The organism is Pseudomonas fragi (assembly GCF_025426255.1).
GTDB classification, from domain to species: domain Bacteria; phylum Pseudomonadota; class Gammaproteobacteria; order Pseudomonadales; family Pseudomonadaceae; genus Aquipseudomonas; species Aquipseudomonas kulmbachensis.
In genome coordinates, this window is the sequence record NZ_CP104861.1 from 3,742,735 (window position 1) to 3,754,793 (window position 12,059).

At 55.4% G+C, this 12,059-nt stretch carries 9 protein-coding genes and 4 tRNA genes; 3 read left to right on the plus strand and 10 right to left on the minus strand.

The genetic code is table 11. The features are described from left to right. Positions 1–63: 63 nt before the first annotated feature. From clpX to N7D90_RS17380, 7 genes are all read right to left on the minus strand, one after another. Positions 64–1,347, minus strand: coding sequence for an ATP-dependent Clp protease ATP-binding subunit ClpX (gene clpX / locus N7D90_RS17350; RefSeq protein WP_048359633.1), 1,284 nt, complete (start codon positions 1,345–1,347; stop codon positions 64–66). Between the two features lie 106 nt (positions 1,348–1,453). Further along, positions 1,454–2,095 (minus strand): ATP-dependent Clp endopeptidase proteolytic subunit ClpP, encoded by a 642-nt coding sequence (gene clpP / locus N7D90_RS17355; RefSeq protein WP_016782312.1) that lies wholly within the window; start codon positions 2,093–2,095, stop codon positions 1,454–1,456. A gap of 90 nt (positions 2,096–2,185) precedes the next feature. Beyond that, positions 2,186–3,496: a trigger factor gene (tig, locus tag N7D90_RS17360; protein WP_261739163.1), complete on the minus strand. Its 1,311-nt coding sequence runs from the start codon at positions 3,494–3,496 to the stop codon at positions 2,186–2,188. Positions 3,497–3,949: 453 nt separating this feature from the next. After that, positions 3,950–4,025 (minus strand) — tRNA-His (locus tag N7D90_RS17365). 86 nt (positions 4,026–4,111) lie between these two features. Continuing rightward, positions 4,112–4,196 (minus strand) — tRNA-Leu (locus N7D90_RS17370). A 56-nt stretch (positions 4,197–4,252) separates the two neighbouring features. Beyond that, positions 4,253–4,328 (minus strand) — tRNA-His (locus N7D90_RS17375). 41 nt (positions 4,329–4,369) lie between these two features. Next, positions 4,370–4,446: transfer RNA gene (locus N7D90_RS17380), tRNA-Arg, on the minus strand. Positions 4,447–4,726: 280 nt separating this feature from the next. Between N7D90_RS17380 and folD the strand changes: the two genes are divergently transcribed. After that, positions 4,727–5,581, plus strand: coding sequence for a bifunctional methylenetetrahydrofolate dehydrogenase/methenyltetrahydrofolate cyclohydrolase FolD (gene folD, locus N7D90_RS17385; RefSeq protein WP_261739164.1), 855 nt, complete (start codon positions 4,727–4,729; stop codon positions 5,579–5,581). Positions 5,582–5,769: 188 nt separating this feature from the next. On the opposite strand, the gene cysS is transcribed toward folD, so the two are convergent. Continuing rightward, a complete protein-coding gene (gene cysS, locus N7D90_RS17390; protein WP_261739165.1) occupies positions 5,770–7,152 on the minus strand; it encodes a cysteine--tRNA ligase in 1,383 nt (460 codons plus the stop codon). A gap of 22 nt (positions 7,153–7,174) precedes the next feature. Then, a complete protein-coding gene (locus N7D90_RS17395; RefSeq protein WP_261739166.1) occupies positions 7,175–8,872 on the minus strand; it encodes a glutamine--tRNA ligase/YqeY domain fusion protein in 1,698 nt (565 codons plus the stop codon). Between the two features lie 278 nt (positions 8,873–9,150). On the opposite strand from N7D90_RS17395, the gene N7D90_RS17400 reads away from it, so the two are divergent. Both N7D90_RS17400 and lpxH read left to right on the plus strand, forming a co-directional pair. Continuing rightward, positions 9,151–9,654, plus strand: a complete 504-nt coding sequence (locus N7D90_RS17400) for a peptidylprolyl isomerase (RefSeq protein WP_019823171.1) — start codon at positions 9,151–9,153, stop codon at positions 9,652–9,654. Next, the gene (gene lpxH / locus N7D90_RS17405; RefSeq protein ID WP_261739167.1) at positions 9,651–10,388 is read left to right on the plus strand and encodes a UDP-2,3-diacylglucosamine diphosphatase; all 738 of its coding nucleotides are present in this window, start codon (positions 9,651–9,653) and stop codon (positions 10,386–10,388) included. Before N7D90_RS17400 ends, lpxH begins: the two co-directional genes overlap by 4 nt. A 95-nt stretch (positions 10,389–10,483) precedes the next feature. Here lpxH and N7D90_RS17410 read toward each other — a convergent pair whose 3' ends face one another. Further along, complete coding sequence (locus N7D90_RS17410; protein WP_261739168.1) at positions 10,484–12,013, minus strand: DHA2 family efflux MFS transporter permease subunit; 1,530 nt, start codon at positions 12,011–12,013, stop codon at positions 10,484–10,486. Positions 12,014–12,059: the final 46 nt, after the last annotated feature.

Here is a 12,059-nt window from a genome sequence, read left to right on the forward strand (position 1 = left end):
GAAAAGCAAAGGGGCCCGAAGGCCCCTTCTTTAACACGCAATGTGTAGTGCCCAGCACTACATTTACGCGTCAGGTGCTACCTTGGCAGTCGGTTCGTTGTTTTCATAAATCAACAACGGCTTGGACTTGCCTTCTATAACGCTTTCGTCGATCACCACTTTACTCACCTCGGATTGCGAGGGGATTTCATACATGGTGTCGAGCAGAACGCCTTCAAGAATCGAACGCAGGCCACGGGCGCCAGTCTTGCGCTCGAGCGCACGCTTGGCGATGGCTTTCAAGGCATCAGCACGGAACTCGAGATCAACACCTTCCATCTCGAACAACTTGCCGTACTGCTTGGTCAACGCATTCTTTGGCTCGGTCAGAATCTGCATCAATGCAGCTTCGTCCAACTCATCGAGCGTCGCCAAAACAGGTAGACGGCCCACGAATTCCGGGATCAGACCAAACTTGACCAAATCGTCAGGTTCGACTTCACGCAGGGATTCGCCAACCTTCTTGCCCTCTTCCTTGCTGCGCACTTCAGCACTGAAGCCGATGCCGCCACGAGTCGAACGAGCCTGTACAACCTTCTCCAGACCCGAGAACGCGCCACCACAGATAAACAGGATGTTGCGGGTATCAACCTGCAAAAATTCCTGCTGCGGGTGCTTGCGACCACCTTGAGGCGGTACGGAAGCCACGGTGCCTTCAATCAGTTTGAGCAATGCCTGCTGCACACCCTCACCCGAAACATCACGGGTAATCGAAGGGTTGTCGGATTTGCGCGAAATCTTGTCGATTTCATCGATGTAGACAATACCCATCTGGGCTTTCTCTACGTCGTAATCGCATTTCTGAAGCAGCTTCTGAATGATGTTTTCAACATCTTCGCCCACGTAACCGGCTTCAGTCAGCGTGGTTGCGTCAGCAATGGTGAAAGGCACATTCAGCAGGCGAGCCAAGGTTTCTGCCAGCAGGGTTTTACCCGAGCCGGTCGGGCCGATCAGCAGAATGTTGCTCTTGCCGAGTTCGACGTCGTCGTTTTTCTTGTCACGCTGGTTAAGGCGCTTGTAGTGGTTGTACACCGCTACAGCCAAAACCTTTTTGGCACGTTCCTGACCAATGACGTATTGATCAAGGATGCCGCTGATTTCTTTTGGCGAAGGTAATTTATGCGCGCTGCTCTCGGCCTGGGCTTCCTGCACCTCCTCACGGATGATGTCATTGCACAGGTCGACGCATTCGTCGCAGATAAAGACCGAGGGGCCGGCAATCAATTTGCGCACTTCATGCTGGCTTTTGCCACAGAAGGAGCAATAGAGCAATTTGCCGTTGTCCTCGCCGTTGCGGGTGTCAGTCATTCGATCGATCCAAATCCGATAGGCTTGCAACACAAGATGAAGGCAACTGCGGGCTTTTTCAAGCCCGCAGGTGGTCGGTTAACCCAACCACCCACATTTGAGCTGCTTAAGCGGGCATTTGACGCTTGCTGAACACAGAGTCGATCAAACCGTATTCGGTTGCACGCTCGGCGCTCATGAAGTTGTCACGCTCAGTGTCACGCTCGATGGTTTCGAGAGTCTGGCCCGTGTGGTGAGCCAGCAGCGAGTTCAAACGATGACGGATGTTGAGAATTTCCTTGGCATGGATGTCGATATCCGACGCCTGCCCCTGGAAACCGCCCAGCGGCTGGTGAATCATCATGCGCGAGTTAGGCAGGCAGTGACGCTTGCCCGGTGCGCCACCGGCCAACAGGAAGGCGCCCATGCTGCAAGCCTGACCGATACAGATGGTCGACACGTCTGGCTTGATGAATTGCATGGTGTCGTAGATCGACATGCCTGCAGTCACCGAACCGCCTGGGGAGTTGATGTAAAGATGGATGTCCTTGTCCGGGTTCTCGGCTTCAAGGAATAGCAGCTGCGCCGCAACCAGGTTGGCCATGTAGTCTTCTACAGGGCCGACCAGGAAGATGATTCGCTCCTTCAGGAGGCGCGAATAGATGTCATAGGCGCGCTCGCCACGGGCCGACTGCTCGACAACCATCGGGACCAGGCCGCCAGCGGCGTGGATATCAGAGTTCTGCTGAATATAAGAATTGCGGGACATGTCCGGCAGTCACTCCCAAATAGTCATGTCTGGATACGCATAAGCCAGCTCGAGGCTGGCTTATGGTTGTGTTTTCTAACGAGTCAGAAATCAGTCGGCTTGTGGAGCTTCCACCGGCTTGACAGCTTCTTCGTAAGAGACCGCTTTATCGGTCACCTTGGCCTTCTGCAGAACAGTATCCACAACTTGCTCTTCCAGCACAACCGAACGAACCTCGTTCAATTGAGCGTCATTTTTGTAGTACCAAGCTACAACCTGCTCTGGCTCCTGGTAAGCGGAAGCCATTTCCTGAATCATTTCGCGAACGCGATCTTCGTCAGGCTTGAGGTCGAACTGCTTGACTACTTCAGCCACGATCAGACCCAGTACTACGCGACGGCTAGCTTGCTCTTCGAACAGCTCGGCCGGCAGTTGATCAGGCTTGATGTTGCCACCGAACTGCTGAACAGCCTGCACGCGCAGACGATCAACTTCGTTGGACAGCAGCGATTTCGGCACTTCGATCGGGTTGGCAGCCAACAGACCGTCCATTACCTGGTTCTTGACCTTGGACTTGATGGCCTGACGCAGCTCACGCTCCATGTTCTTGCGAACTTCGGTGCGGAAACCTTCCAGACCTGTTTCCTTGATACCGAACTGAGCGAAGAACTCTTCGTTCAGCTCAGGCAGCTTAGGCTCGGAAACAGTGTTCACAGTCACGGTGAACTCGGCTTCTTTGCCAGCAAGGTCCAGGTTCTGGTAGTCAGCAGGGAAAGTCAGCTTCAGAACGCGCTCTTCGCCAGCTTTAGCGCCAACTAGGCCTTCTTCGAAGCCAGGAATCATGCGGCCCGAACCCAGAACCAACTGAGTACCGGTGGCCGAACCACCAGCGAATACTTCGCCGTCAACCTTGCCAACGAAATCGATGTTCAGTTGATCATCGTTCTGGGCGGCACGGTCAGTCACTTCAAAACGGGTGTTCTGCTTGCGCAGCACGTCCAGCATTTTGTCCAGGTCGGCATCAGCCACTTCGGCGCTCAGGCGCTCGATAGCGATAGTGTCCAGACCGGTTACTTCGAATTCAGGGAATACTTCGAAAGTAGCAACGTATTCCAGATCCTTGCCTTTTTCGAAGACTTTAGGCTCAACAGAAGGAGCGCCAGCCGGGTTCAGCTTCTGCTCAACCACTGCTTCGTAGAAGGAAGCCTGGATCACATTGCCCAGAGCTTCTTGACGCGCATCAGCTTCGTAACGCTGACGGATCACGCTCATTGGCACCTTGCCTGGACGGAAGCCCGGGATCTTGGCCTTTTGGGCAGTCTGTTGCAGACGCTTGTTGACTTCAGCCTCAATACGCTCTGATGGCACGCCAATGGTCATGCGACGCTCAAGAGCGGAAGTATTTTCAACAGAAACTTGCATGGATATTCCTCGTTGCACAGACGTTAGCCGGCCGTTTCCGACCCCATAATCAAGGGCATGCATTCTAGTGGGTCAAACTCAAGAAGTCACCCTACCGTAAACACGCATGAAAACAGCCGACAGAAATGAAGTAAAAGCAGCCATCTGCTGCGCCTTCTATATAGATAGAAGCGAGTACCGGGCAGAACCAGATACATCACCGAAGACACTTTGCGCAGACAACCGCATTATTGAGCAAAAGCCGGACGCAAAACCGACGCACACAGCCCTTGCCGATTAACTGGCGATCACGGGCACCTTTGGAGCCGCCCCAATCTGCGCGCATTGTCACACAAATCGCAGTGGACGCTAAGCATGCGGGAAATGAGGCGCTGCGCGACACCCTTACGTCAGTTTCTCAAACTGCAGATACAAAAAAACGCCAGATGGTTAATCTGGCGTTTTCTTTAAATATGGGGTGGACGAAGGGGATCGAACCCTCGACAACGGGAGTCACAATCCCGTGCTCTACCAACTGAGCTACGCCCACCATAGCGCGTTTACAACCCTGCCTGTTTCACGAAACAAGCAGTTAAAACAAAAGAAAAAAGCCGCTACAGCGGCTTTGTTCAAATTTGGTGCGGACGGAGAGACTCGAACTCTCACACCTTGCGGCGCTGGAACCTAAATCCAGTGTGTCTACCAATTCCACCACATCCGCATTTCAAACTTTTTAAGCAAAGACGCCAGACGATTAATCTGGCGGCTTTCTAAATATGGGGTGGACGAAGGGGATCGAACCCTCGACAACGGGAGTCACAATCCCGTGCTCTACCAACTGAGCTACGCCCACCATATTGCCTGTACTGCTTTACTTGTGCCAAAGCTGCCTAATGGCGCACCCGGCAGGACTCGAACCTGCGACCATCCGCTTAGAAGGCGGATGCTCTATCCAGCTGAGCTACGGGCGCCTTAATAATTTGTACTCTGTGACGACTACAAACCAAGTGCTTTCAGTATCACCAAGCTGAACAACAACTTCGCTCTACCTTCTTAACCAGTGCTAGGCTGTGCCCGACAAGTGCGACGAATGTTATAGGTGAGCCCTAAAGTCGTCAACTCTTTTTTGAAAAAAGTTTAGAAATATAAAGGAGTTAGGGGAATAAGCAGACCAAGCGCCTTTGCCCTCGCGTCGCGGCATGCGAGAATGCACGTCCTTTTTCCACCCTTTACGATGGTTAATCACGCGTAATGACTGCACAACTAATCGACGGCAAAGCGATCGCCGCCAGCCTGCGCCAGCAGATTGCCAAACGTGTCGCCGAGCGTCACGAGCAAGGCCTGCGAACCCCTGGTCTGGCAGTGATTCTGGTCGGCAGCGATCCTGCTTCCCAGGTTTATGTTTCGCACAAGCGTAAAGACTGCGAAGAGGTAGGCTTTATTTCCCAAGCCTATGACCTGCCTTCTGACACTGCCCAGCAAGAGCTGACCGATCTGATCGACCGTCTTAATGACGACGCGAACATCGACGGCATCCTGCTACAACTGCCTCTGCCAGCGCATCTGGATGCATCCAGGCTGCTGGAACGCATTCGCCCGGACAAAGATGTCGACGGTTTCCACCCCTACAACGTCGGCCGCCTGGCCCAGCGTATCCCGCTGCTGCGTCCGTGCACCCCTAAAGGCATCATGACCCTGCTGGAAAGCACCGGTCAGGACCTGTACGGGATGGACGCTGTGATTGTCGGCGCATCCAACATCGTTGGCCGTCCGATGGCCATGGAGTTGCTGCTGGCAGGCTGCACCGTGACCGTGACCCACCGCTTCACCAAGGACCTGGCCGGCCACGTTGGCCGCGCCGATCTGGTCGTGGTTGCTGCCGGCAAGCCGGGCCTGGTTAAAGGCGAGTGGATCAAGGAAGGCGCCATCGTGATCGACGTTGGCATCAACCGTCAGGCCGATGGCAAGCTGGTGGGTGACGTGGTTTACGAGACAGCCCTGCCCCGCGCGGGCTGGATCACCCCGGTTCCGGGCGGCGTTGGCCCGATGACCCGTGCCTGCCTGCTGGAAAATACTCTGTACGCGGCTGAAACACTGCACGACTGAGTGTTGATCCGCGCATACAAAAACGGCACCTTCGGGTGCCGTTTTTGTGGGTGCCGGTAAAAGGCAGGCAAACAAAAGCCCGCACAGAGCGCAATGCGATGACTTCAACTGTGGGAGCAAGCAGGCTCGCTCCCACAACATCACCAGCATTAAACCCTGTACGGGCTCTTGTTCACACAACGTGCAACCTAGTCAGCCAAGCGCCAGGTTGTCCCGCCCTTACCGTCTTCCAGCACCACACCCATCGCAGCCAGCTGATCGCGTATACGATCCGACTCAGCCCAGTCCTTACCGGCACGGGCAGCCAAACGCGCTTCGATCAAGGCATCTACCTGGGCCGCATCGATCTTGCCTGCAGCACCTGCCTGCAAGAAATCGTCGGCTTCGAGCTGCAATACACCCAGCACATCCGCCAATTGCTTGAGGCGCGCAGCCAAACCGGCGGCCGCTTGCAGATCAGTTTCGCGCAAACGGTTGATCTCGCGAACCATCTCGAACAGCACCGCACAAGCTTCCGGCGTACCGAAGTCGTCGTTCATCACCTGGGTGAAACGCTCAACAAACGCCTCACCACCGGCCGGAGCAACCTTCGGCAACCCTTTAAGTGCGTTATAGAAGCGATCAAGGGCCGCTTTCGCATCCTTGAGATTATCTTCCGAGTAGTTGATCGAGCTACGGTAGTGGCTCGACACCAACAGATAACGCACCACTTCCGGGTGATATTTCTCCAGAACGTCGCGAATGGTGAAGAAGTTGTTCAAGGACTTGGACATCTTCTCGCCATTGATGCGAATCATCCCGCAGTGCATCCAGGCATTGGCGTAGGTTTTACCCGTTGCCGCCTCGCTCTGGGCGATTTCGTTTTCATGGTGCGGGAACTCAAGATCGCTGCCGCCGCCATGAATATCGAAGGTCTCACCCAAGCAGCAGGTGGACATCACCGAGCACTCGATATGCCAGCCCGGACGACCCGGACCCCACGGCGATTCCCAGCTCGGCTCGCCCGGCTTGACGCCCTTCCAGAGCACGAAGTCCAGAGGATCGTTCTTGGCCTCATCGACTTCGATGCGGGCACCGATGCGCAAATCTTCGATCTTTTTACGCGACAGCTTGCCGTAGCCCATGAACTTGGCGACGCGGTAATACACGTCACCATTGCCCGGGGCATAGGCGTAGCCCTTGTCGATCAAGGTCTGGATCATCGCGTGCATGCCAGGAATATGATCCGTGGCACGCGGCTCCATATCCGGCTTGAGGATATTGAGCCGCGCCTCATCTTCATGCATCGCCGCGATCATGCGCTCGGTCAGCACCTCAAAAGGCTCACCGTTTTCGCGGGCACGATTGATGATCTTGTCTTCAATGTCCGTGATGTTGCGCACATAGGTCAGGTTGTAGCCGCTGAAACGCAACCAGCGGGTCACCAGATCGAAGGCGATCATGCTACGACCATGACCAATGTGGCAGTAGTCGTACACGGTCATGCCGCACACATACATGCGCACATTGTTGCCGTCCAGCGGCTTGAAAACTTCTTTGCTCTTGGTGAGCGTGTTGTAGATCGTAAGCACGGCTTATTCCTTCAAAACTTGATCACTGGCCCCACGAATCACGCAGGGTCACGGTACGGTTGAATACCGGGTGACCGGGTTTCGAGTCCTTGATATCCGCGCAGAAGTAGCCTTCGCGCTCGAACTGGAAACGGTCTTCCGGCTGCGCATTACCCAGCGAGGGTTCAGCACGACAACCGGTAAGCACCTGCAGCGAGTCAGGGTTGATGTTTTCCAGGAAGCCCGCGCCGTCTTCGGCCTTTTCAGGGTTCGGCGAACGGAACAGACGATCATACAAACGCACTTCACACTCGACGCTGGCAGCCGCTGGCACCCAATGCACCACACCTTTGACCTTGCGACCTTCAGGGTTTTTGCCCAGGGTTTCAGGATCGTACGAGCAATGCAGTTCAACGATGTTGCCATCGGCGTCCTTGATTGCTTCGTCGGCACGGATCACATAGCTGCCGCGCAAACGCACTTCGCCCGCAGGCTCAAGGCGCTTGTAGCCTTTTGGCGGTTCTTCCATGAAATCGTCGCGATCAATGTAGATCTCACGGGCGAATGGCAGTACGCGCACACCCATGTCTTCTTTCGGATGGCAAGGCAGTTCAAGATTCTCGACCTGACCTTCCGGGTAGTTGGTGATGATGACTTTCAACGGGCGCAGTACGCACATGGCGCGCGGCGCGCTGTGGTCCAGATCGTCACGGATGCTGAATTCCAGCATGCCGAAGTCAACCACGCCGTCGGAACGGTTGGTGCCGACCATGTCGCAGAAGTTGCGGATCGATTTTGGCGTGTAGCCACGACGACGGAAACCCGACAGCGTGGACATGCGCGGGTCATCCCAGCCATTGACGTGTTTTTCATCAACCAGTTGCTTGAGCTTGCGCTTGCTGGTGATGGTGTAGTTCAGGTTCAGACGGCTGAATTCGTACTGACGCGGGTGCGCTGGCACTGGCAGGCTGTCGAGGAACCATTCGTACAGCGGGCGATGGCTTTCGAATTCCAGGGTGCAGATCGAATGAGTAATACCTTCGATCGCATCCGACTGACCATGAGTGAAGTCATAGTTCGGATAGATGCACCATTTGTCGCCGGTCTGGTGGTGATGGGCATGACGAATGCGGTACATGATCGGGTCACGCAGGTTCATGTTCGGCGATGCCATATCGATCTTGGCGCGCAGTACGCACTTGCCGTCCTCGAACTCACCAGCCGTCATGCGGGCAAACAGATCCAGATTCTCTTCGACGCTACGGTCGCGGAATGGGCTGTTCTTGCCAGGTTCGGTCAGAGTGCCACGGTATTCCTTGGCTTGCTCAGGCGACAGGTCGCAGACGTAGGCCTTACCTTCTTTAATTAGGTAAATCGCCCACGCGTGCAACTGGTCGAAATATTGCGAGGCGTAGCGCACTTCGCCAGACCACTCGAAGCCCAGCCATTTCACGTCGCTTTCGATCGCGTCGATGTATTCCTGGTCTTCTTTAGCCGGGTTGGTGTCGTCAAAACGCAAATGCGTAACGCCACCGAACTCCTGAGCCAGCCCAAAGTTCACACAAATGGATTTGGCATGACCGATGTGCAGATAGCCATTGGGCTCCGGCGGGAAGCGGGTCACGATCTGTGTGCATTTACCCGAGTCTAGGTCCGCCTGAACGATTGGACGCAGGAAGTTAGCCGGGACAGCAGGGCCAGCTTTTGGATTCAGAGTGGGGTCGACAGTGGGCTTGCTCATAGGATCCTTGAACGTAACAGGGTGCGCGGCCTGGGTCGGCCGACTAAATCAAAGCGCCTATCATAGCCGATGCCGTCAAGTCCCTGACAGAGCAGGTACTCAATCAAACCGATTGAAATGCCGGCTTTTAGTCCCCATATGGGAAAAACACCATCGAAATGCCGTGCGAGCACGCTAAACTCCGCCCGCGGCTGTATCTACCCAGCCAGCCTGGGGGATTGAGGTGTGTTCACCCCGCCCCCAAGCCCGACGAATTCTCTGATAGAGCGATAACGACCATGACCAAAGTAAAACTGAGCACCAACCACGGCGACATCGTGATCGAGCTGAACGCTGAAAAAGCACCGATCACCGTTGCTAACTTCATCGAATACGTAAAAGCCGGCCACTACGAAAACACTGTTTTCCACCGTGTAATCGGCAATTTCATGGTCCAGGGCGGCGGTTTCGAGCCAGGCATGAAAGAAAAGAAAGACAAGCGCCCAAGCATCCAGAACGAAGCTGACAACGGCCTGCCAAACGAGAAGTACACCGTGGCCATGGCTCGCACCATGGAGCCGCATTCGGCTTCCGCCCAGTTCTTCATCAACGTGGCTGACAACAGCTTCCTCAACCACAGCGGCAAAACCGCTCAGGGCTGGGGCTACGCCGTGTTCGGTAAAGTCGTTGAAGGCCAGGACGTGGTAGACAAAATCAAAGGCGTTGCCACTACTTCCAAAGCCGGTCATCAAGACGTGCCTAAAGAAGACGTGATCGTCGAGAAAGCAGAGATCATTGAGTGATACTGCTGATTTCAGATTTGCATCTGGAAGAGGAGCGCCCGGACATAACCCGGGCGTTTCTGGATTTCCTGACCGGGCGCGCGCGCTCGGCTCAGGCGCTATACATTCTGGGTGATTTTTTCGAAGCCTGGATTGGCGACGATGCGATGACACCCTACCAACGCTCGATCTGCGAAGCGTTGCGAACACTCAGCGAAACCGGCACGAAGATTTTTCTGATGCACGGTAACCGCGACTTTTTGCTTGGCCAGGCCTTTTGTAAAGCGGCTGGCTGCACCCTGATCAAAGACCCTAGCGTTGTCGACTTCTATGGTGAGCCGGTATTGCTGATGCATGGCGACAGCCTGTGCACCCGCGATGAAGCCTATATGCGCCTGCGACGCTACCTGCGCAACCCCATCACCTTATGGGTTCTGCGCCACCTGCCCCTGAGCACTCGCCACAAACTGGCGCGCAAGCTGCGCAGCGAAAGCCGTGCCCAGACTCGCATGAAGGCCAATGACATCGTTGACGTGACCCCCGAGGAAGTTCCCCGGATCATGGCGCACTTTGGCGTACACACCCTGATTCACGGTCATACCCATCGCCCGGCAATCCACAAATTGCAAATCGGCGAACTCGCCGCCAAGCGTATTGTTCTGGGTGACTGGGACCGTCAAGGTTGGGTGCTGCAAGTGGATGAGCACGGCATGCGACTTGAGCCGTTTGATTTCTTGCAGCCCGCCTCACAGTAAAGCTGTGGGAGCGAGCCTGCTCGCGAAGGTATCGGCGCAGTCAGATACTTTCGCGAGCAGGCTCGCTCCCACAAGGGGTTTGCAGGGCTCCAGCTTTAATGCCCGCTGGTCGCCGGCCCCGCCTTCGCTGCAAACGGTGGCTTGGCCAGCCATACCAGCAAAATCAAGCCCATAAACAACCAACCCATCATGGTGAAGTAGTCCACGGTGGAGAACATATACGCCTGACTCGTCAGAATCTGATCCATCTGGGCGTAAGCCGGTGTGCTGGCCCCACCCAGACTTTCCAGGGTATGCCGGGTTACCGGGTCATAGGCGCTGATGCTTTCACTCATATAGGCGTGATGCTGATCCGCCCTGCGAATCCAGATCCAGGTGGTCAGCGAAGCCGCAAAGCTGCCCCCCAGAGTACGCAGGAACGTCGCCAACCCTGCACCATCGGCAATCTGATGCGGCGGCAAGTCCGACATCAATATGGTCAAGGTCGGCATAAAGAACAGCGCCACACCAATCCCCATAAACAGCTGCACCAGCGCAATGTGCTGGAAGTCCACCTGATTGGTGAAATCGGCGCGCATAAAGCAGCTCAGGCCAATGGCCAAGAACGCCAGCCCAGCCAACAGGCGCAAGTCGAATTTATTCGCGTACTTGCCCACAAATGGCGACATCAACACCGGCAAAATCCCGATTGGCGCCACTGCCAGGCCAGCCCAGGTGGCGGTATAGCCCATCTGCGTCTGCAACCATTGCGGCAAAATCAGGTTGATACCGAAGAACCCGGCATAACCCAGCACCAACACAATGGTGCCGATGCGAAAGTTGCGATGGGCAAACAGACGCAAGTTGACGATCGGATGCTTGTCCGTCATTTCCCAAATGATAAATGCCGCCAGCGCCACTACCGATAATGCGGTGCCCAGCAGGATAAAGTTGGACTCGAACCAGTCCAGATCATTGCCCTTGTCGAGCACAATCTGCAACGCACCAACCCCGATAATCAGAGTAATCAACCCCACGTAATCCATCGGCTGACGGGTAATTACCACCGGGCGCGCCTTCAGTTGCTGGCGAACCACCATCACCGCAAATATGCCAATCGGGATATTAATGAAGAAGATCCACGGCCAACTGTAACTGTCCGTGATCCAGCCACCCAAAATGGGCCCGGCAATGGGCGCAACCACCGTGACCATCGCCAGCAATGCCAATGCCATCCCCCGTTTCGCAGGTGGATACACCGCAATCAACAGGGTTTGAGTCATGGGGTACAGCGGCCCGGCCACCAACCCCTGCAACACGCGAAACCCGACCAGCTCAGGCATCGAGGTCGAAATACCGCATAAAAAAGAAGCCAGCACGAACAGAATCGTGGCCCACAAAAACAGCTTTACCTCACCAAAGCGCCGACTCAACCAACCGGTCAGTGGCAAGGCAATCGCGTTGCTTACCGCAAATGAGGTAATTACCCACGTACCCTGCTCCGAACTCACCCCAAGGTTGCCGGAGATGGTGGGCAAGGCGACGTTGGCGATGGTGGTGTCGAGCACCTGCATAAAGGTCGCCAGCGACAATCCGATGGTGGCCATTACCAGGCTGGGAGGAGAAAAAGACGCGTTTGTACTCATCGCAAATCCTTTAAAACCGGGGATGCAGCCCCGCCTGTGTCGCGGG